Source organism: Flavobacterium seoulense (assembly GCF_000695795.1).
GTDB classification, from domain to species: domain Bacteria; phylum Bacteroidota; class Bacteroidia; order Flavobacteriales; family Flavobacteriaceae; genus Flavobacterium; species Flavobacterium seoulense.
Window position 1 is genome coordinate 1 of record NZ_JNCA01000021.1, and the last position, 22174, is coordinate 22174.

Genomic DNA, 22174 nt, shown 5'->3' on the forward strand with positions numbered 1-22174 from the left:
TGCTTTTTAGCACAGTTCATTACGAGTCCCGACACTTCGGGACGAAGTAATCACACTAAGATTAGAGAGATAATACCAATCTTAATTCTTAATTCTTAATTCTTAATTCTTAATTCTTAATTCTTAATTCTTAATTCTTAATTCTTAATTCTTAATTCTTAATTCTTAATTCTTAATTCTTAATTCTTAATTCTTAATTCTTAATTCTTTTTAGGATTTTCTTCATAATAACGTGCTTCAATTCGTTTAATATCTTTAATCGAATTTCTAGCCCAATCCAAACGTTTTTCTAAAATTTCAGCATCGGTCAATTGCCAGTTAATATCTGATCGTCGCAATCTGTTCGTTAAATCCTGAATAATAATGGCTGCCGAAACCGAAATATTTAAACTCTCGGTAAAACCTACCATTGGAATTTTAAGAAATCCATCGGCGTTTTTCATCACTTCTTCCGACAAACCTTCTTTTTCAGTCCCAAAAAACAAAGCGCTGGGTTTAGTAATATCAAACTTTTCTACCGTACAATCCATTTCGTGCGGCGTAGTGGCTATAATTTGGTAACCCTGATTTTTTAACGAACTAATACATCCTGAAACCGAATCGTGTCTTTTAATATCAACCCATTTTTGAGCACCTAATGCAATTTGCTTGTCGATGCGTTTACCAAAACGTTCTTCGATTACATTCAATTCCTGAATTCCAAAAACCTCACAGCTACGCATCACTGCCGAGGTATTGTGCAACTGAAAAACATCTTCAACAGCTACAGTAAAATGCTTGGTTCTGTTTTTTAAAACTTCTAAAAAACGTTCTTTACGGTTATCAGTCAGTATATTTTCAAGAAATGCGAGGTAATCTAAATCAATCATTTTTATTTGTATTTGGCGCAAAAATAGTAAAAAGAAAAAAAAGCCACGAATGGACTGATTTCTTTATCGAAATTCAATCACAAATTACATGAATTAGCACTTATTAATTTGTGTGAATTTGTGTAATTTGCGGTGATTCTTTTCTTGTAATAAAAAAATCATATAATCCCTCAAATCAATATGAAGAAAAAATTAGTCGTTTTAACAGGAGCCGGAATCAGTGCCGAAAGTGGTTTAAAAACTTTTAGAGACAGCGACGGACTCTGGGAAGGACACAATGTAATGGACGTAGCTTCGCCGGAAGGATGGCGAAAAAACCCCGAATTGGTTTTGGATTTTTACAATCAAAGAAGACGCCAACTCAAAGAAGTAAAACCTAATTTGGGACATCGGGAATTAGCCCAGCTTCAAATTCATTTTGATGTGCATATTATTACACAAAATGTAGATGATTTGCATGAACGCGCCGGCAGCAAAAAAGTATTACATCTGCATGGTGAACTCTTAAAAGTAAGAAGTACGAAGAACACTAAGTTTATTCTGGAATGGGAAGGTGATTTGAATTTAGGCGATGTCGATAGTCAAAAAAATCAATTGCGTCCGCATATTGTTTGGTTTGGCGAGTCAGTTCCTGCTTTTGATGAAGCCATTACTATTACTGAAACCGCCGATTATTTTGCTGTTATTGGTACTTCCTTACAAGTGTATCCCGCTGCCGGTTTAATCGCTTTTGTACCTCAAAATATTCCTGTTTTTTATATCGATCCAAATCCTATCCAGATTCCGGATTTGAGAAATCCTTTAGAAACTATTCCGCTAAATGCCAGCGAAGGCGTTCCGTATTTAAAAAATAGCTTATTGGCCCAATTTCAATAAAAGAAGAAAAAAATAACTCAAACAAGTAAAAAACTTCTAACTTCTAACGGCTAGCTTCTAACTTCTCATTATATTTGTGCCTTTCGAAAAAATATCAAAACAATGACGACTTTAAACGAATTGAATGCTATCTCTCCTATCGATGGAAGATATAGAAATAAAACTCAAAACTTAGCTCCTTTTTTCTCAGAAGAAGCTTTAATCAAATACCGTGTATTAGTAGAAGTTGAATATTTTATCTCTTTATGCGAAGTACCTTTGCCACAGTTAAAAAACGTAGATTCTAATTTATTTGAAAGTTTACGTGCTATTTATAAAAATTTCTCTACTGAAGATGCGCTTTGGATTAAAGAAACTGAAAAAGTAACTAATCACGATGTTAAAGCCGTTGAATATTTTATCAAAGATGCTTTTGAAAAATTAGGTTTATCAGAATACAAAGAATTCATCCATTTTGGGTTGACTTCTCAGGATATCAACAATACCGCTATTCCGCTTTCGACAAAAGAAGCTTTTGAGCAGGTGTATATGCCTACACTAGTTACTTTAATTTCTAAATTAAAAGAATTAAGCGCAGAATGGAAGGATGTACCAATGCTTGCCCGCACTCACGGACAACCGGCTTCTCCTACCCGTTTAGGTAAAGAAATTGCAGTTTTTGTAGAGCGTATCGAAGAGCAAATGCGTTTGTTATTCAACACTCCGTTTGCAGCTAAATTTGGTGGAGCAACCGGAAATTACAATGCGCATCACGTGGCTTATCCACAAATTGACTGGAAACAATTCGGGACTAAATTTGTTGAAGAAAACCTTGGATTACACCATTCGTTCCCAACAACCCAAATTGAGCACTACGATCATTTTGCAGCATTTTTTGATGCTTTAAAGAGAATCAACAATATTATTATCGATTTAGACCGTGATATCTGGACGTATGTGTCGATGGAATATTTCAAACAAAAAATCAAAGCGGGAGAAATTGGTTCATCGGCTATGCCACATAAAGTAAATCCAATTGATTTTGAAAATTCAGAAGGAAACTTAGGAATTGCTAACGCTATTTTCGAGCATTTATCGGCTAAATTACCTATTTCAAGATTGCAGCGCGATTTGACTGACAGTACTGTTTTAAGAAATGTGGGGGTACCAATGGGACATACTATCATTGCATTTGAAGCTACTTTGAAAGGATTAAACAAATTGTTGTTGAACGAGTCTAAATTCCACGAAGATTTAGAAAACAACTGGGCTGTTGTTGCCGAAGCTATCCAGACAATTTTACGTCGTGAGGCTTATCCAAATCCTTATGAGGCTTTAAAAGGCTTGACCAGAACAAACGAAGCGATTACTAAAAAATCAATGCATGAGTTCATTGGAACATTAGAAGTTTCGGATGAAATTAAAGCCGAATTATTAAAAATAACACCAAGTAACTTTTTAGGAATCTAATTAGAAAAACATATTTATTTTTAAAAAGCTATCCTAATCGATAGCTTTTTTTGTAAAACCATATTAATTATACAATAAAATTGCATAACAAAAGTCGTTTTATTATATTTAGCAGAATTGTAAAAACACCGAATACTATATGAGTACAGTCTCCGCAGTTGCTGAAGCATCACATCATTTAAAACCCTTAATCAGCGATTTAGGATTAATCCTTATGACTGCAGGAATTGCAGTATTGTTGTTTAAGAAAATGAAGCAACCCTTAGTTTTAGGATACTTAATTGCCGGATTTTTAGCTGGAAACCACTTTGATTTTTTCCCTTCCATAAGAGATATGCGAAGTGTTGAAGTCTGGGCCGAAATTGGGGTTATTTTTCTTCTTTTTAGTTTGGGACTCGAATTTAGTTTTAAGAAACTGATGAAAGTGGGCGGTACCTCCTCTATCACGGCGATTACCCAAATCGTTTTTATGACCATTATAGGTTACTGTGTAGGACAATGGATGGGCTGGGACAATATGGATAGTATTTTCCTGGGTGCAACACTTTCAATTTCATCAACAACCATTATTATCAGGGCATTTGACGAACTGGGTGTTAAAGGGAAAAAATTCGTCGGAATCGTATTTGGAGCCTTAATTGTCGAAGATATTGTCGCTATTTTAATGCTAGTTTTATTGTCTACTATTGCCGTAAGTAATCAGGTTTCGGGAGGCGAATTAATACAATCGGTATTAAAATTAATTTTCTTTTTAATCATCTGGTTCTTAGGAGGAATTTTTATTATTCCAACAATCCTGAAAAAAGCAAAACACCTTTTGACCGACGAGATGCTGCTTATTATTTCGGTAGCACTTTGTTTGATGATGGTGATGTTTGCTGCCAATGTTGGTTTTTCTCCTGCTTTGGGTGCTTTTATTATGGGATCCATTATTGCTGAAACTACGCAGGCTGAAAAAATCGAACATTTAATACAGCCTGTAAAAGATTTATTTGGAGCCGTTTTCTTTGTATCTGTGGGAATGTTAATTAATCCTGACACTTTAATTACTTATGCCTTACCTGTTGCTTTAATTACCTTAGTAACTGTTTTTGGAAAAGCATTAAGTTCCTCCGCCGGAGCTTTAATTTCGGGACAACCTTTAAAACAATCTGTACAAACCGGAATGAGTCTGGCGCAAATTGGAGAGTTTTCTTTTATCATTGCAACTCTTGGAATGACCTTAAAAGTAACCAGTGAGTTTTTATATCCAATAATCGTTGCCGTATCAGCAATTACTACTTTTACGACTCCTTTTTTAATTAAATATGCCGAACCTTTCTCTGAAAAATTAGAACAAAAACTACCCCGAAGATGGGTAAGACGAATTGATCGTTATAGTGCTAATGCACAGGCTATTCAATCAGTAAGTACATGGCAGGTGGTTATTAGAGCCCATGTGGTACAAATTATACTGCATGCTATTATTATCACTTCTATCATCTTGATGTCTTCAAAATTTGTGATGCCATTAGTCGAAAATTCGAGATTTGGAAACGCTATTGCTGCATTAATCACCATGATTGCTATTTCTCCTTTTTTATGGGCGCTTTCATTACGCAGAGTCGCCGTAAAAGAAGTCGATCAGTTATTTGAAGAACGAAAATACCGAGGTCCTATTTTGATGCTTTTCTTTTTCAGAATGGGATTAGCTGTATTTTACATTGGATTTTTATTAAATATCTTTTTCTCACCTGTAACAGCCTTTTTTGCTCTGGTATTTGCTATTGTTATTTATTTGTTTTTTCCGAAAAAACTACACGAGCAATACCACAAAATTGAAAATCATTTCCTTACCAATCTCAACGACAGAGAAGAAAAGAAAATCGACCGACGCTATGCTAATTTACATCCCTGGGACGGACACATGACTACTTTTGAAATTTCAAAAGAATCTAATTTGGCAGGAAAAACATTGCGTGAAATAAAAATGAGAGAATTGGTAGGTGTTAATATTGCTTATATTAAACGTGGCGAACTTATTATTCAAATTCCTAACAAATTAGAGCGTTTGTTTCCTGGTGATGAAATATGTGTGATAGGAACTGACGCACAGGTAAAAGAATTTTCTAATTTCCTTACTCAAAATGAGGTTGCTATCCCAAGAAAAGTCACAGAACAAATTATATTACGCCAAATTGAATTAACTAACGAAGAATTCATAGGAAAATCAGTAGGACAATCTAAGTTAAGAGAACGCACACATGGCTTATTAGTAGGCGTTGAACGAAAAGGGCAGCGTATTCTTAACCCGGAATCGAATATTATTTTAGAAAAAAATGATTTGATATGGCTGGTAGGTGAGAAACGATTAATGGCTGAGATATTTAAAGAGTAATTTTCATTTTAAATACAATCAAAAATACCTGAACGATTTGTTCAGGTATTTTTGATTGTTTTCGTTCTAAAAATAAAGCCTTTAGAGCTATTTTTTCAATTGAATTTTAAGTAAATTTATAGTATCAAGATATAATTATCCTGCAATTTCCTCTAGGAAATTCTATAAGAGCACTAACTAAATACTAATTGAAAAACTATTTAAAATGGCATTTATAGATTATTACAAAGTATTAGAAGTAGACAAAAAGGCTACGGAAGCGGAGATTAAAAAAGCCTTCCGGAAATTAGCTCGTAAATACCATCCCGACATTAACCCCAATGATAAAGATGCTGAAAAGAAATTCAAAGAAATCAATGAGGCTAATGAAGTTTTAGGCAACGCTGAAAAAAGAAAAAAATACGATGCCTACGGTGAAAACTGGCAACACGCCGCCGAATTTGAAAAAGCCAATCAGCGGCAAACGTATTACGGCAAAACGGGTTCTCATGAAGAATTTAATTCTTACGGAAGAGATGGCGATGATTATTCTGATTTCTTCGAATCTTTATTTGGCAACAGTGGTCGAAATCGTGGCAGAAGCCAACAATTTAAAGGAAGTGATTTTAGTACTGAACTACATCTTGACCTAGCAGAAGTATATACTACTCAAAAAAAGACCGTTAGTGTTAACGGGAAGAATATTCGTTTTACCATTCCTGCCGGTGTTGAAAACGGACAAACCATTAAAATTTCAGGACATGGCGGAGACGGTATTGGCGGCGGACCAAAAGGTGATTTGTACATTACTTTTTCGATAGAAAACCATCCTGATTTTAAAAGAGATAAAAACAATTTATACACTACCGCAACCATCGATTTGTATAAAGCTGTTTTAGGTGGCGAGATTACTGTGCCCACTTTTGACGGGAAAGTAAAACTAAAAATTACACCGGGAACCCAAAACGGAACGCAAGTAAAATTGAAAGGAAAAGGATTCCCTGTTTACAAAAACGAAGGTCATTTTGGCGATTTATACATTACTTTTCAGGTAAAAATCCCAACAAATCTCACTAACAAAGAACTGGAATTATTTACTGAACTATCTAAATTAAGAGCATCATGAGTACCGAAAACTTTATTCCCCTAACCACATTATGCCTGCATTATAAACTCGAAATTAGTTTTTTTAATACTCTAAATGAGAATGGCTTAATCGAAATTCAATTTGTCGATAACATTCAATATGTACACAAGGAATCTATATATGAGATCGAAAAAATAGTGCGAATGCATCAGGATCTTGAAGTAAATATTGAAGGAATTGATGTGGTGCTTAATTTACTTCAAAAAATTGATGCGCTACAAACTGAACTATTACAAGTAAGAAACCGATTGTTGCTGTATGAAAACTAACTCCATGACTATAAAACAAGTAGGAAATCAATTATTTTTTATATTTTTAGCAACTTATTAAAAAATAACCAACCAAAATCCTACTGATGAACCAGATAAAACAGTTTTTAGTCTTAGTATTTTTTCTTTTTTCGTTAATAGAAATTAGCGCTGCAAATCCAAATGCGCCTTTGAATTTAAGAAGTTTTGACAAACAGAATCCTATTGGTACAAATGACAATGCTTATTTTGGCTGGCATACCAGCGATCCTGATAGTAATGAAATTCAATCGGCTTATCAAATTATTGTTTCTTCGAGTCTGGACAATCTTAAAGCAAACAAAGGAGATATCTGGGACAGCAAGAAAACCAATTCCCGAAAACAAAACTATATTTATCTTGAAGATACTTCGCTCAAAGCAGCAACAACATATTACTGGAAGGTGCGCAGCTGGGACAAAGACGGTAATGTAAGTCCATATTCAGTCACTGCAACTTTTACAACAGGTTTATTGACGAACCAAGATTGGGCATTAGCACAATGGATAAAAAGGGATTCTAAGGATAACGACGATTATACTTATTTTAGAAAAAAAGCCAGTCTTCCTAACGAAACGATCAAAAAAGCAATCACTTACATATCAGCCTGTCACAGTTATGAATTGTATGTAAACGGACAATTTGTAGGCAAAGGATTCAATCATCATTATCCACAATATAGCTACTATAATGCTTGGGATATTACTGCTTTGTTAAATAAAAATTCCGAAAATCTATTCGCTTTACTAACGCACTGGTATGGTGGTGGTCAAGGTCGCGCCACAGGAACACGAGGTGTCATTTCAAAAACCATTATCGAATATACCGATGGCACACAAAGCATTATTGGTACTGACAAATCCTGGAAACAAACACAAGCCGCTCAATGGGCTTCAAATCAAAAGCAACGTGGTGGCGAAGGTGTAGGCCGAATCGAAACTGTAGATGCCCGTAAAAATATTGCTAACTGGAATAACTTAAAACTAAACGACGCTAACTGGGCAAATGCTTTTGAAATAGGCTCACAGCCTACTACGCCTTGGACAGGAACTTTACAATCTGATTTAACCAGAGTAATCGAAAAAGAAATCAAAGCTAAAAACATTCAACATTTAGGGAACGGTAAATACCTTATTGATTTAGGCAAAATTTACACAGGAAGTTTTAAAATTGCTTTTGATGAAAAAACTGCAGGAGATACTATCAAAATGCTGGGCGGTTATGCCTTAAATTCAGAAGGAAAAATTGATATTAAATCGAATCAATCGACTAATTTGAGTTTTAATTTTGTTCCAAGTGGAAATAATTCTGTTTTCAATCCTTATGTTTATTTTGGGATGCGTTATTTAGAAATTGACAATACTCCTAATGAACTTAATCAAAATAATGTTAGTTTCATTAGCCGTCATTTCGAATTAGATCCTGCTCACATATCATTCGAATCTTCGAATACCATGCTTAATAATGTGTGGGAATTAATGACCCATACTTTAATTTTAGGAGCACAAGAAGATTTTGTTGACACTCCTACCCGAGAAAAAGGGGCTTTTTTATTAGATAGCTGGGCTCAGGCAGTTCCGTCTATGAGTATAATGAATGACCGAACGATGAATAGTCGCGCATTGAAACAATTTATGGAATCGCAAGATCAATATTGGCCTGACGGTCGATTGAATGCCGTTTATCCAAACGTTGACGGTGCCAGAGATATTCCCGATTTTACACAATCGTATTTGGTGTGGGTTTGGGATTATTATACACAAACAGCTAATATTGAATTCTTAAAATCCAATTATCCCCGTTTGAAAAAAGTGGCTGATTATGTTGACACCTATAAAAATCAACAAACAGGATTAATCCACCAACTTAAAGGCGGAAAAGGTCCTTATGAATTTGGAATTATAGACTGGCCTCCTACAATGCGTTATGGTTATGATATGACAGCCGAATCAAGAACTGTCATTGATGCTTATGCTTATGAAAATTTTAATATCATTTCTAAAATTGCCGAAGTACTAGGCAACACAGCCGATAAAACAGTTTACGCCAACAAAGCCGAAGCGATTAAAAAAGCTATCAATACCCAATTAATTAATAAAGACGGTGTTTACATTGATGGAATAAATAACAATCAAACCGTTAGTACGCATGTTTCACAGCACGCTAATATTTTTCCTTATGCCTTAAATATTGTTCCTGAAACGAATAAAAAACAAGTTATTGATGAAATCAAGAGCCAAAAAATGAGCGTAGGAATGGTAACACTACGTTGGCTACCAGAATCTCTTGGTCTTGCTGATGAAGGAAAACATTTAATCGATTTATACACAAATACAGAATGGGATGGCTGGGCAAAAACAATTGCTCTTGGTGGAACTGCAACTTGGGAATCCTGGGATGCAAATAACACTAACCAAAGTTTATCTCATCCATGGGGAACAGTAGGTTTATTAGGAATCCAAAACTATATTTTAGGTATAAAAGCTCTGACACCACAGCATGAAAAAATTCAGATAAAGCCATTGTGGTTTGGAGACAAACTGACTGCTGCTAAAGGAAATTACACTACTGATAAAGGAATAATCAGAGTCGACTGGAATTACACTAACAATAAATACCATTTAAAAATTACAGTTCCTAACAATATTACCGCTAAAGTATATTTGCCAAAATGCTATAAAACAGGAACTAAAATCAAATTAGACAATAAAGAAATAGCTGCTACCGAAGATGGAAATTATCTTTACATTGATAACATTGGCTCAGGAGAACATCATTTAGAGCGATAATTCATTTTTTGAAAAACATTAGAAAACACAACCAAAAATGAAAATTAAAGCACTTATTTTATTTATTTTCTGTTTTAATACAATACAGTCACAAGAATTTATTCCGTTATGGTCAAAAGGCAAAATGCCTAATACCAAAGGAATGAAATTAGAACATATTGAAGAAAGAGAGCGTATTACCCAGCTAGCTCAACCGGGTATGTATGCTTTTTTTACATCCAAAGAAGAAAATACAGGAAGTGCTGTCTTAATTTGTCCGCCGGGTGGTTATGCAAAACTCACTTACAATATTGCGGGATTCCAATTTGCAAAATGGCTTAATACAATGGGAATTAATGCTTTTGTGTTAATTCATCGGTTACCAACTTCTCCTGATTTGGTCGAAAGAGAAAAAGGACCTATTCAGGATGCACAAAGAGCGATGAAAATAATTCGTTCTAATGCTGTAAAATGGGAAATTAATACGTCAAAAATTGGTGTAATGGGCGCTTCGGCTGGCGGACATTTGGCTACAACCTTGGGAACTCATACTGAAGATTATTCTTCAATTAAAGATAATCTGGATCAATTTTCTTTCCAACCCAACTTTATGGTTTTAATTTCGCCAGTGATAACTATGGGTAAATTTGCACACAAAGGAAGTCTCGAAAATTTTTTAGGAAAAAATCCAACTCAAAGTCAACTTGATTCTTTTTCAAATGAAAATCGGGTAACAATTACTACTCCAGCTGCTTTTATTATTTTGGCACAAAATGATCCTGTCGTGAATCCTATTAATGGTATTCTTTTTTATCAGTCTATGATTGAAAAAAACATTTCAGGAAGTTTACATGTTTTTCCTGAAGGCGGTCATTCTATTGCTCTTATGAATAATCCAAAATCTATTAATGTATGGACTAAATTGTGTGAAGAATGGTTCTTTGATTTAGGTTTATTCGATAAAACCAAAACTGAAATTACTTCAAATAAAAATAATTTATTGAAAACCAATCGTTTTTAAATCTTTTTTTCGGGTAAAAACAAAAACACAAAAACCTAAATATCAACACATTAACCATTTTTTAAAAAATATTTCAAAAAAACATTTAAAACATTTGTATATACAAATAAAAAAAGTGTTACATTTGTACCAACAAACAACAAAAAGTACTGGAATGAAAATTGAAGATGAAATAAAAAGTACGGTTCCATTAGATCTTTCAAAAAAAGTTATTCTTAATATTATGTATACACAGAATATTTTGGGTGAAAAATTTAATGAAGTTTTAAAACCTTACGATTTATCAGGAGAACAATACAATGTGTTACGCATACTTAGAGGACAAAAAGGAAATCCGGCAAATATGTGCGTGCTTCAGGAGCGAATGATAGCTAAAACGAGTAACACTACCCGATTGGTTGATAAATTATTGTTGAAGGAATTTGTTACCCGAAATGTTTGCCCTGATAACCGAAGAAAAATAGAAGTACTAATTACTCAAAAAGGATTGAATGTTTTAAAAGAATTAGATCCTAAAGTAATTGAACATGAGAATGCATTTACAAGCAATTTAAATACTGAAGAATTAGAACAATTAAATACATTATTAGAAAAATACCGAAATCATTAATATTATGAGCAACTTTTTAGAAAATCAAAACTGGAGATACGCAACAAAGAAATTTGATGCAACAAAAAAAATAGCAACTGAAGATTTAAACACTTTAAAAGAAGCAATTCGTCTGAGTTCTTCTTCATATGGATTACAACCTTATAAAGTAATCATTGTTGAAAATCCTGAATTAAGAGCTAAAATTCAACCTGCAGCCTGGGGACAATCACAAATAGTTGATGCTTCGCACCTTATCGTTTTTGCAAATGAAACACAGCTGCAAAACGAAAATATTGACAACTATATAAATAACATCAGCAATACAAGAAATATACCTGTAGAAGCGTTATCTGGATATGCTGATTTTATGAAATCAAAATTGGTAACTTTATCAGATGAAGCTAAATCTATTTGGACGGCAAAACAAACTTATTTAGCTTTAGGAAATTTATTAAATGCAGCGGCTGAACTAAAAATTGACGTCACTCCTATGGAAGGTTTTGTACCTGAACAAGTAAATGAAATTTTAGGTCTGGATAAATTAGGACTTAACACTTCACTTATTGCAACATTAGGTTACCGTCATGAAGGAGATGACACGCAGCATTACAAAAAAGTTAGAAAATCAGAAGAAGAATTGTTTATCACTCTATAATTATTAATCAAATTTAAATTCAACAAAAATGAAAAATTTAAAAACAATTGCAATTGCATTATTCGTAGCGGCAGCTAGTATTTCAGTAAACGCTCAAACTAAAAAAATTGACGTAAAAGCATCTACTATTAAATGGGTAGGTAAAAAAGTAACCGGAGAGCACTCAGGAACTGTAAACTTCAAAGACGGAGCTGTAGTTTTAAAAGGAAAAAAATTAGTTGGTGGTACTTTTACTGTTGACATGACTTCATTAACAGCTACAGATTTAACCGGAGAATACCAAGGAAAATTGAATGGTCACTTGAAAAATGACGATTTCTTTGCTACTGACAAACACCCAACAGCTACTTTAGTTTTCAAAAAAATTGCAGCTAAAACAGCTAATGTTTATGCCGTAACTGCTGATTTAACTATCAAAGGAATTACTAAACCAGTTTCTTTTGACCTTACTGTAAACGCAAATTCCGCTACAACAGCATTTAAAGTTGACAGAACTAAATATGACATTAAATACAGCTCAGGTAACTTCTTCCAAAACTTAGGAGACAAAACTATCAATGACGAATTTGATTTAGCAGTTGCTTTAAAATTCTAATTGAACACTCATAATTACTTAGACAACCCTAGCATTCATTTGTTGGGGTTTCTTTTTTTATAGCATAAAAAATATCCCAAATAAAATTCATTTTTTTATTTTATAGTATTTGAATATTAAAATTACATTACTATATTTGCAACATGAAAACAATTACAAATAATACTTGGTGGTGGAACAATTTACGTCAATAGTCGTGAACTAAGCTCCTATGGTATTATTATCTATAAATATAAAAGGCTTGTCATCACGACAGGCCTTTTTTTTATGCCAAACAACTTAAACAAATGCTTACCAATTTTTAAATTTATTCCAATTGAAACAATTTAAATTAAATACAAAATTCAAACAAATACTAGCTGACACGATTACTCCTGTTAGTGTGTATTTTAAAATAAGAGATAAATTCCCTAATAGTCTTTTGCTGGAAAGTAGTGATTATCACGGAAACGATAATAGTTTTTCCTACATTTGCTGCAATCCTATTGCTTCGATTAAAATAGAAAACGAAACTATTTTTAAGCAATTTCCTGACGGAACTACTGAAATAATTGCTATCGATGCTCAAACGAATATTCCTGAAGTAATCCAACAATTTTCTGGACAATTCAAGTCTGAGAAAAACAATTTCAAGTTCATCAATAATGGATTGTTTGGTTACATTTCTTATGATGCTGTTCGTTATTTCGAAAAAGTAACCATTGCAAAAAAAGAAAACAGCAATACCATTCCTGATGTATATTATGCGGTTTACCAAAATATCATTGCCATTAATCATTTCAAGAATGAGGCATATATTTTCTGCCATAGTTTAGACGATCGCAACAATATTGCCGAAATTGAGCAATTAATGCAATCAAGAAATATTCCTTCGTATAAATTTTCGAAAGAAGGAGAAGGTTATTCTAACCTAACTGACGAAGAATTCAAACACAATGTAGCCTTGGCTAAAAAACATTGTTTCCGCGGAGATGTGTTCCAATTAGTACTTTCAAGAAGGTTTACCCAAGGTTTTAAAGGAGATGAATTCAATGTTTACCGCGCTTTAAGAAGCATTAACCCTTCTCCTTACCTATTCTTTTTTGACTATGGCGATTTCAAGATATTTGGTTCTTCACCTGAAGCCCAAATTATTGTAAAAGACCGTAAAGCCGAAATTCATCCTATTGCAGGAACTTTTAGACGCACCGGTGATGATGAAAAAGATGCTGATTTGGCTAAAAAATTATCCGAAGACAAAAAAGAAAACAGCGAACACGTAATGTTAGTAGATTTGGCTCGAAATGATTTAAGCCGTCATGGACACAACGTAAATGTAGAGCGTTACAGAGAAGTTCAGTTTTTCTCTCACGTAATTCACTTAGTTTCTAAAGTTACCGGACATTTACATGATAATGCTACGGCAATGCAGGTTGTTGCCGATACTTTCCCTGCAGGAACTTTAAGTGGCGCACCAAAACACAGAGCCATGCAATTAATTGAAGATTACGAAAAAACCAATCGTAATTTTTATGGTGGTGCTATTGGTTTTATGGACTTTGAAGGCAATTTTAATCACGCTATCATGATTCGTACTTTCCTGAGTAAAAATCATCAATTGCATTGTCAGGCAGGAGCCGGAATTGTAGCCAGTTCTGATGAAGAAAGCGAAATGCAGGAAGTATATAACAAATTAAGAGCTTTAAATGCCGCTTTAGATTTAGCGGAAACAATTTAAAAAGAAAAAAAGTTAAGAGTTAAATGTTAAGCGAAAACGCATAATTCATACTTTCAACTTTAAATAAAACATTAAGAGTTAAACGTTAAGCAGCAAATCGCATAACCTCTAACTCATAACACACAACTTTAAATAAAAAGTTAAGAGTTAAATGTTAAGCGAAAACGCATAACCTCTAACTTATAACACACAACTTTATATAAAATGAAAAAAATACTAGTTATAGATAATTACGATAGCTTCACTTACAATCTGGTGCATTATCTGGAAGATCTAAATTGTGAGGTTACTGTTTATAGAAATGATGAATTTGAATTAGACGAAATCGCTCATTTCGATAAAATTCTACTTTCTCCCGGACCTGGAATTCCTGATGAAGCTGGTTTATTAAAACCTGTTATCGAAAAATACGGTGCTACAAAAAGCATTTTTGGCGTTTGCCTTGGCCAGCAAGCCATTGGTGAAGTGTATGGCGGAACGCTTTCTAACTTAGATAAAGTCTATCACGGCGTTTCTTCAATGGTCAAAACATCGGTTAACGATGAGCTTTTATTTAAAGGTTTAGGAAACGAATTTGAAGTAGGCCGTTACCATTCATGGGTGGTTGACGCTACTTTGCCAGATGTTCTGGAAGCTACTTCTTTTGACGAAAACGGTCAGCTAATGTCGCTTCGTCACAAAACATTTGATGTTCGTGGAGTACAATTTCATCCTGAAAGTGTTTTAACTCCTAACGGAAAGAAAATGCTGGAAAACTGGGTGAATAGCTAGTAGGCAGTAATCAGTTTGCAGTATTCAGTAAAAAAAAACTTAGAACCTTAGTCACTTAGATTCTTAGCAACTTTAAAAAAATAATGAAAAACATATTAAATAGATTAATCAATAACGAATTGCTTTCTAAAGAAGAAGCAAAAAATGTTTTGGTTAATATTTCTAACGGAGATTATAATCCGAGTCAGATTGCCGCTTTTTTAACCGTTTACATGATGCGAAGCATTAGTATTGACGAATTAGCTGGTTTTAGAGAAGCGCTTCAGGAATTATGCGTTCGCATTGACTTAGCCGATTATAATACTATTGATTTAGTTGGTACCGGAGGAGACGGCAAAGACACTTTCAACATCTCTACTTTGGCATCATTTATAACAGCCGGAGCAGGTGTAAAAGTAACTAAACATGGTAACTACGGTGTTTCGTCTATTACAGGTTCAAGTAATGTAATGGAGAGTCTAGGAATTAAATTCAGTAATGATTCTGATTTCTTAAAAAAATGCGTCGATCAGGCGGGAATTTGTATTTTACACGCTCCGTTATTTCACCCTGCAATGAAAAATGTGGGACCTATTCGAAAAGAATTAGGAGTGAGAACCATTTTTAATATTTTGGGACCAATGATCAATCCATCGTTTCCTAAAAACCAATTACTAGGAGTTTTCAATCTGGAATTAGCCAGAATGTATGCTTATTTATATCAAAACACCGATAGTAATTTTACAATTGTACATGCCTTAGACGGATATGACGAAGTATCTTTAACCGGAGCTACAAAAGTAATTACGCACAGCACAGAAAGAATATTAAATCCGGAAGATTTTGGTGTTCAATTGATCCAGCAAAGCGAAATTGAAGGCGGAAAAACTGTTGAAGAATCGGCTCAGATGTTCTTGAATATTATTTCTGGAAAAGGTACTGAAGCCCAAAATAATGTAGTTTGTGCCAATGCGGGTCTTGCTATTGCTACCGTAACCGGATGTACACCTTTACAAGGATTTGAACAAGCCAAAGAAAGTTTATTCTCTGGAAGAGGATTGGCAGCTTTGAAAAAATTACAGGAGTTAAGTTTTTAATTGAAAGATTTAATGATTTAATGATTTAAAAATTGAAAGATTATGACAAAATCATTTGAAGAATTTGAAGTTTACCAAAAGGGAATTTTATTAACTAAATTGATTTTTAAATTATTAGAAAATAAATCTTTCGAAAAAGAATTCAGTTTTAAAGATCAAATTAAAAGAGCCGTTATTTCAATTACAAATAATATTGCAGAAGGTTCTGAATACAATAATAACAAGCAATTAATACGTTATCTCAAAATTTCTAAAGGTAGTTGTGCCGAAGTTAGAAGTATGCTGGTTTTAGCTAGAGAATTAGAATTAATATCACAATTAGAAATTGAAAAAAGTTATAATTTAAGCATTGAGATTTCTCAAAACTTATCCAACTTTATAAAATATTTAAACACTAAAATTAAAGAGTAGTTTGTTGCAACATGACAAATTTTTCAATCTTTAAATTTTTTAATCTTTAAATTAATTAAATGAACATACTAGATAGAATCATAATCGACAAGAAACAAGAAGTTATTCTTAAAAAATCAATCATTCCGGTTTCTCAATTAGAAGCTTCGGTTTTCTTTGATAAAAAGATCATTTCATTAAGTAATAATTTAAGAAACAGTAACTCTGGAATTATTGCTGAACACAAACGTCGTTCTCCTTCTAAAAAAGAAATCAATTACAGTTTTACAGTAGAAGAAGTAGCAAAAGGATACGAAAGTGCCGGTGCTTGTGGGATTTCTGTACTAACAGACGGAAAATATTTTGGTGGCTCTTTGGACGATTTACTTTTAGCAAGAGCATCGGTAAATATTCCGCTATTGCGAAAAGAATTCATTGTTGACGAATACCAAATCTTAGAAGCTAAAGCGCATGGAGCTGATTTGATTTTGCTAATCGCAGCGGTTCTAACACGTGAAGAAATTAAATCTTTATCTGAATTTGCTAAAAGTTTAGGATTAGAAGTTTTATTAGAAGTTCACAATCAGGAAGAGTTAGAAAAATCAATTATGCCAACATTAGACATGATTGGAGTAAATAACAGAAACCTGAAAACTTTCGAAGTCAGTCTGGATTTCAGTAAGCAATTAGTCGATTTAATCCCGAATGAATTTGTAAAAGTTTCTGAAAGTGGCATCAGCTCAGTTGAGGCTATCAACGAACTGAAACCTTATGGTTACAAAGGATTCTTAATTGGTGAAAACTTTATGAAAACCGATAATGCAGGAAAAGCTGCAACGGAATTTATTGAAAAGTTAGAAGTTAGGAGTTAGAAGCTGGAAGCTGGAAGAAAAAAGGCAGAAGGCAGAAAAAACTTTGCGATAAAAAAATAAAAATGAGTAAATCAGTCAAACATAACATAACGACTCCCTTCCCTTCGGGGAGGGCTGGGGTGGGGATAAAAATCTGCGGAATGAAATATCCCGATAATATTATCGAAGTAGGCTCGTTCCTGCCCGATTATATGGGATTTATATTTTGGGAAAAATCAGCCCGTTATTTTGACGGAATAATTCCTAACTTGCCAAAGTCAATTAAAAAAACAGGCGTTTTTGTTAATGAAACAATCGAAATCATTATCGAAAAAGTGCAAAAACACGATTTGCAAGCCGTACAATTACACGGAAAAGAATCTGTAGAATTTTGTTTAAATTTGAAATCTCAATTAGCTGCTGATATCGAAATTATAAAAGTTTTTTCGGTTGCTGATGATTTTGATTTCTCTGTTCTGACACCATTTGAAAATGCATGTGATTATTTTCTTTTTGATACCAAAGGAAAATTACCCGGAGGAAACGGAACTACTTTTGACTGGAAAGTTTTAGAAAATTATCCATCAACAAAGCCGTTTTTCTTAAGCGGCGGAATAGGAATTGATGAAATAGATGCTGTCAATGAAATAATAAAAACAAATTTGCCCGTTTATGCTATTGATGTAAACAGTAAATTTGAAATAGAACCAGGATTAAAAAACGTACAATTATGTAAGGATGCGCTACAACGCATTGTTGCCAATTAAAATATATAAAATGTCATACAACGTTGATGAAAAAGGCTATTACGGCCAGTTTGGAGGAGCTTACATTCCTGAGATGTTATACCCAAATGTAGAAGAATTACGCCAGCAATACCTAAAAATTACAGCTGAACCAGAATTTAAGGCTGAGTTTGACCAATTATTAAAAGATTATGTAGGCCGCCCAAGCCCTTTGTATTTTGCTAAAAGATTGTCTGAAAAATACAATACTAAAATTTATCTGAAAAGAGAAGATTTAAATCATACCGGAGCACACAAAATCAACAATACTATCGGACAGATTCTGGTTGCCAAAAAACTAGGCAAAAAACGTATTATTGCTGAAACTGGCGCCGGACAGCACGGTGTAGCTACAGCAACAGTTTGTGCTTTAATGGGACTCGAATGTATTGTATATATGGGCGAAATTGACATTCAGCGTCAGGCACCTAACGTAGCCAGAATGAAAATGCTTGGAGCTACCGTTCGTGCTGCACTTTCGGGTTCCAGAACGCTAAAAGATGCTACTAATGAAGCCATTCGTGACTGGATTAATAATCCTGTTGACACCCATTATATTATTGGTTCTGCTATTGGACCTCATCCTTATCCTGACATGGTAACACGTTTTCAGAGTGTTATTTCAGAGGAAATTAAATGGCAGTTAAAAGAAAAAGAAGGCCGTGAAAATCCTGATTATGTAATAGCTTGTATTGGCGGTGGTAGTAATGCTGCAGGTACTTATTATCATTTTTTACACGAACCTGAAGTAGGAATTATTGCTGTAGAAGCAGCAGGAAAAGGAATTCATTCCGGACACAGTGCTGCAACAAGTAAACTAGGAAAAGTAGGAATCATTCATGGTTGTAAAACCTTGTTGATGCAAACTCCTGACGGACAAATCACCGAACCTTATTCTATTTCAGCTGGTTTAGATTATCCCGGAGTTGGTCCTATGCACGCCCATTTGGCCGAAACAGGACGTGCCGAGTTTTTCTCTGTAACCGATGATGATGCTATGAAAGCCGGTCTGGAACTTTGTAAATTAGAAGGAATTATTCCAGCTATTGAATCTTCACACGCTTTAGCCGTTTTAAACGATAAAAAATTCAAACCGGAAGATGTTGTTGTCATTAGCCTTTCTGGTCGTGGTGACAAAGATTTAAATACTTATATCGATCATTTTAATTTTTAATTAAGGCGTTCACGCATAAAAATAAAGAACGTTCAATTTTCAAACCAAAACCAATGGAAAAATTATTCGCTTACGGAACTTTAAAAGACAAAGATATTCAGGAAAATATTTTTGGACGCTCTCTAAAAGGTGTTCCAGACAGACTGATAGGTTTTGTAATTAACTATATCGAAATTGAAGAAGAATTTGGAATAGAAAAATACCCAATTATCGTGGCTACCGAAAATCCAGACGATATTGTTGAAGGATTAGTCTATGATATTAGCGAACAAGACGTTTATCTTGCTGATACCTACGAAGGTTTGCATTACAGACGTATCGAAGTAACCTTAGAATCGCTTCAAACTGCCTGGGCGTATATTGTTACTAATTAAATTTCAACTATTCTACCATTAAGAAATTAAGAGAATTTAGACTTAACTAACCTTAACTTCTTAATGGTTCATAAAAAACAAGCTTAAATTGACAACTCAATTTTTGGAAAAAATCGAAACTTTACAATGAACAGAATCGAACAAAAATTACAAGAAGACAAAAAGATACTTTCCATCTACTTTTCGGCGGGATATCCTAACTTAAATGATACGGTACAAATTATCCAGGATTTAGAAAAAAGCGGTATTGACATGATCGAAATAGGATTACCTTTTAGCGATCCATTAGCCGATGGTCCTACAATTCAAGCCAGTTCTACTACAGCTTTAGAAAACGGAATGGGATCTGAAATTTTGTTTGAACAATTGAAAGACATCCGCAAAACCGTATCTATTCCATTAGTAATTATGGGATATTTTAACCCAATGTTACAATATGGTGTAGAAGCTTTTTGTGCAAAATGTGCCGAAATTGGTATCGACGGATTAATCATTCCTGATTTACCGGTAGATGTTTATGCTGATGAATACAAAGCTACTTTTGACAAATACGGTTTGATTAACGTATTTTTAATTACGCCACAAACATCTGATGAACGCATTCGTTTTATCGACAGCGTTTCTAACGGATTTATCTATATGGTGAGTTCAGCAAGTGTTACAGGATCTTCAGCAGGTTTTGGAAGTACTCAGGAGGATTATTTCAAACGCATTGCCGATTTGAATTTAAAAAACCCACAAATTGTAGGCTTCGGAATCAACAATGCCGAAACATTCAAACAAGCTACTCAATACGCTAAAGGGGCTATTATTGGTAGTGCTTTTATCACTCACTTAAAAGAAAACGGAAGTAGTAAAATTGCTGACTTTGTAAAAGCAATTCGATAGTTTTTACTTCTTATAAATTTATTTTACCGCAAATTCACAGATTAAAATTTTGTGAATTTGCGGTATTTTTTATTTTTAATAATTAATTTAAAACAAAACGATTACAAAATACAAAAAAAACACTGATTAACAACTAATTATATAAATCCTTCCGCAAATTATGTAAATGTTTTGTATTTTAAATTTTAGAGATTTGTTGTTGAAATTTAATCTTAAATAATTATTACGATGAAAATTATAAATTCCATTAGCCTATTATCTGTTTCACTCTTTTTCCTGTTGAGTTGTTCTAATGATAACAATAACGACAACAATGATCCGGGAACAATTACTAATCCTGTTGAGAACAATCCAGCCAATACAGCATACAAGCCTGCTTTTTCCGGACAAACCCGTATTAGTGGCGTACAAACAAATACCGAATACGAATCAAAAATAATTACTTCAGCGCTTTCAAATCCCTGGGGAGTAAAAATGCTACCTGATGGTCGTTTTTTAATTACGGAGAAAGGAGGAAATTTACGTATTGTTTCAGCAACAGGTCAAATTGGTAATCCTATTACAGGAGTTCCTGCGGTAAATTCATTAAATCAGGGAGGTTTGTTAGGTTTATGCCTTGATCCTGAATATACTTCAAATCGAATGATTTACTGGGTTTTCTCAGAACAGGTTGCAGGCGGAAACATTACATCAGTAGCAAAAGCAAAACTATCCAATGACGAAAAATCGCTGGAAGGTGTTAATATAATTTACCGCTCTAGTCCGGCTAATTCCAGTACGCTTCATTATGGTGGGCGTATTCTTTTTGATAAAACCGGAAACCTGATTGTTAGTACAGGAGAACGCTCGGTACTTCAAACCAGACCATTAGCACAATCAGTTACAGCGAGTCTGGGAAAAGTGGTAAGAATTACTAAAAACGGACAAGCAGCAAGCGGAAATCCATCTTTTAGTACAGCAGGAGCATTAGCTGAATTATATACTATCGGTCATAGAAATCCGCAAGGACTGGCCATACATCCAAATACTGGCGAAATTTGGTTAAGCGAACACGGACCGCGTGGCGGTGACGAAATTAACCGACTGCAAGCAGGATTGAATTACGGATGGCCAACCATAACTTACGGAATCGAATACGGCGGACAAGTTATTGGTACTGGAATCCAGCAGCAGGAAGGTATGGAGCAGCCTGTTTATTATTGGGATCCTGTTGTATCTCCAAGCGGAATGACTTTTTATACTGGTAATCGTGTTCCTGAATGGCAAAACAATCTTTTTGTAGGAGCCTTAAGCGGTAAACATATTATACGTCTTGCCATAAAAGATAATCGTGTTACAGGCGAAGAAAGGCTTCTTGCTCAGGAAAACCAACGCTTTAGAGATATCACACAAGGAACTGATGGTGCGCTGTATGCCGTAACCGATGAAGGAAGACTATACAAAATTGATAAAAAATAGTTATCTTTCTTTTAAAATAAACAAAAACCGCTCTAACTAGCGGTTTTTATTTTTTATAGCCTTTTTAATCAATTA

21 protein-coding genes are annotated in these 22174 nt (G+C 34.1%); 20 read left to right on the top strand and 1 reads right to left on the bottom strand.

The window, feature by feature from the left end:
* Positions 1-200: 200 nt before the first annotated feature.
* Entirely contained in the window at positions 201-869 is a 669-nt protein-coding gene (locus FEM21_RS11055; RefSeq protein WP_035660432.1) for a TrmH family RNA methyltransferase, read from the bottom strand.
* A gap of 180 nt (positions 870-1049) precedes the next feature.
* On the opposite strand from FEM21_RS11055, the gene FEM21_RS11060 reads away from it, so the two are divergent.
* The 20 genes from FEM21_RS11060 (at position 1050) to FEM21_RS11155 (ending at position 22099) form a co-directional block, all read left to right on the top strand.
* Complete coding sequence (locus FEM21_RS11060; RefSeq protein WP_035660433.1) at positions 1050-1745, top strand: SIR2 family NAD-dependent protein deacylase; 696 nt, start codon at positions 1050-1052, stop codon at positions 1743-1745.
* 102 nt (positions 1746-1847) lie between these two features.
* The gene (purB, locus tag FEM21_RS11065) at positions 1848-3194 is read left to right on the top strand and encodes an adenylosuccinate lyase (RefSeq protein ID WP_035660434.1); all 1347 of its coding nucleotides are present in this window, start codon (positions 1848-1850) and stop codon (positions 3192-3194) included.
* Positions 3195-3333: 139 nt separating this feature from the next.
* Positions 3334-5571, top strand: a complete 2238-nt coding sequence (locus FEM21_RS11070) for a cation:proton antiporter domain-containing protein (protein WP_035660435.1) — start codon at positions 3334-3336, stop codon at positions 5569-5571.
* A 205-nt stretch (positions 5572-5776) separates the two neighbouring features.
* A complete protein-coding gene (locus FEM21_RS11075; RefSeq protein WP_035660436.1) occupies positions 5777-6676 on the top strand; it encodes a DnaJ C-terminal domain-containing protein in 900 nt (299 codons plus the stop codon).
* Complete coding sequence (locus tag FEM21_RS11080) at positions 6673-6966, top strand: chaperone modulator CbpM (RefSeq protein ID WP_201448293.1); 294 nt, start codon at positions 6673-6675, stop codon at positions 6964-6966. Before FEM21_RS11075 ends, FEM21_RS11080 begins: the two co-directional genes overlap by 4 nt.
* Before the next feature lie 86 nt (positions 6967-7052).
* Positions 7053-9773 (top strand): family 78 glycoside hydrolase catalytic domain, encoded by a 2721-nt coding sequence (locus tag FEM21_RS11085; protein ID WP_035660442.1) that lies wholly within the window; start codon positions 7053-7055, stop codon positions 9771-9773.
* A gap of 37 nt (positions 9774-9810) precedes the next feature.
* Positions 9811-10773 carry an alpha/beta hydrolase gene (locus tag FEM21_RS11090; protein WP_051627577.1) on the top strand — a complete coding sequence of 321 codons (963 nt, stop codon included), beginning with the start codon at positions 9811-9813 and terminating at the stop codon, positions 10771-10773.
* Positions 10774-10927: 154 nt separating this feature from the next.
* Positions 10928-11383, top strand: a complete 456-nt coding sequence (locus tag FEM21_RS11095; RefSeq protein WP_035660574.1) for a MarR family winged helix-turn-helix transcriptional regulator — start codon at positions 10928-10930, stop codon at positions 11381-11383.
* A 4-nt stretch (positions 11384-11387) separates the two neighbouring features.
* On the top strand, positions 11388-12020 hold the full coding sequence (locus FEM21_RS11100) for an NAD(P)H-dependent oxidoreductase (protein ID WP_035660443.1): 633 nt from the start codon (positions 11388-11390) through the stop codon (positions 12018-12020).
* A 28-nt stretch (positions 12021-12048) separates the two neighbouring features.
* Entirely contained in the window at positions 12049-12615 is a 567-nt protein-coding gene (locus FEM21_RS11105) for a YceI family protein (protein ID WP_035660444.1), read from the top strand.
* A gap of 316 nt (positions 12616-12931) precedes the next feature.
* On the top strand, positions 12932-14332 hold the full coding sequence (locus tag FEM21_RS11110) for an anthranilate synthase component I family protein (RefSeq protein WP_035660445.1): 1401 nt from the start codon (positions 12932-12934) through the stop codon (positions 14330-14332).
* A gap of 204 nt (positions 14333-14536) precedes the next feature.
* A complete protein-coding gene (locus tag FEM21_RS11115) occupies positions 14537-15103 on the top strand; it encodes an anthranilate synthase component II (RefSeq protein ID WP_035660446.1) in 567 nt (188 codons plus the stop codon).
* Between the two features lie 83 nt (positions 15104-15186).
* A complete protein-coding gene (gene trpD / locus FEM21_RS11120; protein WP_035660447.1) occupies positions 15187-16179 on the top strand; it encodes an anthranilate phosphoribosyltransferase in 993 nt (330 codons plus the stop codon).
* A gap of 42 nt (positions 16180-16221) precedes the next feature.
* The gene (locus tag FEM21_RS11125) at positions 16222-16590 is read left to right on the top strand and encodes a four helix bundle protein (protein WP_035660448.1); all 369 of its coding nucleotides are present in this window, start codon (positions 16222-16224) and stop codon (positions 16588-16590) included.
* Between the two features lie 59 nt (positions 16591-16649).
* Positions 16650-17441, top strand: a complete 792-nt coding sequence (gene trpC, locus FEM21_RS11130) for an indole-3-glycerol phosphate synthase TrpC (RefSeq protein ID WP_035660449.1) — start codon at positions 16650-16652, stop codon at positions 17439-17441.
* Between the two features lie 119 nt (positions 17442-17560).
* The gene (locus tag FEM21_RS11135) at positions 17561-18187 is read left to right on the top strand and encodes a phosphoribosylanthranilate isomerase (RefSeq protein ID WP_449404111.1); all 627 of its coding nucleotides are present in this window, start codon (positions 17561-17563) and stop codon (positions 18185-18187) included.
* A 10-nt stretch (positions 18188-18197) separates the two neighbouring features.
* Positions 18198-19379, top strand: a complete 1182-nt coding sequence (gene trpB, locus FEM21_RS11140; protein WP_035660451.1) for a tryptophan synthase subunit beta — start codon at positions 18198-18200, stop codon at positions 19377-19379.
* 53 nt (positions 19380-19432) lie between these two features.
* Positions 19433-19753 (top strand): gamma-glutamylcyclotransferase family protein, encoded by a 321-nt coding sequence (locus FEM21_RS11145; RefSeq protein WP_035660452.1) that lies wholly within the window; start codon positions 19433-19435, stop codon positions 19751-19753.
* A gap of 126 nt (positions 19754-19879) precedes the next feature.
* Positions 19880-20641: a tryptophan synthase subunit alpha gene (gene trpA, locus FEM21_RS11150; protein ID WP_035660454.1), complete on the top strand. Its 762-nt coding sequence runs from the start codon at positions 19880-19882 to the stop codon at positions 20639-20641.
* A 228-nt stretch (positions 20642-20869) separates the two neighbouring features.
* Positions 20870-22099, top strand: coding sequence for a PQQ-dependent sugar dehydrogenase (locus FEM21_RS11155; RefSeq protein WP_035660455.1), 1230 nt, complete (start codon positions 20870-20872; stop codon positions 22097-22099).
* The last annotated feature ends 75 nt before the right edge of the window (positions 22100-22174 follow it).

Coding starts and splice junctions, on each gene's coding strand:
- FEM21_RS11055 (WP_035660432.1), bottom strand. CDS start 869: ATGATTGATTTAGATTACCTCGCATTTCTTGAAAATATACTGACTGAT.
- FEM21_RS11060 (WP_035660433.1), top strand. CDS start 1,050: ATGAAGAAAAAATTAGTCGTTTTAACAGGAGCCGGAATCAGTGCCGAA.
- purB (WP_035660434.1), top strand. CDS start 1,848: ATGACGACTTTAAACGAATTGAATGCTATCTCTCCTATCGATGGAAGA.
- FEM21_RS11070 (WP_035660435.1), top strand. CDS start 3,334: ATGAGTACAGTCTCCGCAGTTGCTGAAGCATCACATCATTTAAAACCC.
- FEM21_RS11075 (WP_035660436.1), top strand. CDS start 5,777: ATGGCATTTATAGATTATTACAAAGTATTAGAAGTAGACAAAAAGGCT.
- FEM21_RS11080 (WP_201448293.1), top strand. CDS start 6,673: ATGAGTACCGAAAACTTTATTCCCCTAACCACATTATGCCTGCATTAT.
- FEM21_RS11085 (WP_035660442.1), top strand. CDS start 7,053: ATGAACCAGATAAAACAGTTTTTAGTCTTAGTATTTTTTCTTTTTTCG.
- FEM21_RS11090 (WP_051627577.1), top strand. CDS start 9,811: ATGAAAATTAAAGCACTTATTTTATTTATTTTCTGTTTTAATACAATA.
- FEM21_RS11095 (WP_035660574.1), top strand. CDS start 10,928: ATGAAAATTGAAGATGAAATAAAAAGTACGGTTCCATTAGATCTTTCA.
- FEM21_RS11100 (WP_035660443.1), top strand. CDS start 11,388: ATGAGCAACTTTTTAGAAAATCAAAACTGGAGATACGCAACAAAGAAA.
- FEM21_RS11105 (WP_035660444.1), top strand. CDS start 12,049: ATGAAAAATTTAAAAACAATTGCAATTGCATTATTCGTAGCGGCAGCT.
- FEM21_RS11115 (WP_035660446.1), top strand. CDS start 14,537: ATGAAAAAAATACTAGTTATAGATAATTACGATAGCTTCACTTACAAT.
- trpD (WP_035660447.1), top strand. CDS start 15,187: ATGAAAAACATATTAAATAGATTAATCAATAACGAATTGCTTTCTAAA.
- FEM21_RS11125 (WP_035660448.1), top strand. CDS start 16,222: ATGACAAAATCATTTGAAGAATTTGAAGTTTACCAAAAGGGAATTTTA.
- trpC (WP_035660449.1), top strand. CDS start 16,650: ATGAACATACTAGATAGAATCATAATCGACAAGAAACAAGAAGTTATT.
- trpB (WP_035660451.1), top strand. CDS start 18,198: ATGTCATACAACGTTGATGAAAAAGGCTATTACGGCCAGTTTGGAGGA.
- FEM21_RS11145 (WP_035660452.1), top strand. CDS start 19,433: ATGGAAAAATTATTCGCTTACGGAACTTTAAAAGACAAAGATATTCAG.
- trpA (WP_035660454.1), top strand. CDS start 19,880: ATGAACAGAATCGAACAAAAATTACAAGAAGACAAAAAGATACTTTCC.
- FEM21_RS11155 (WP_035660455.1), top strand. CDS start 20,870: ATGAAAATTATAAATTCCATTAGCCTATTATCTGTTTCACTCTTTTTC.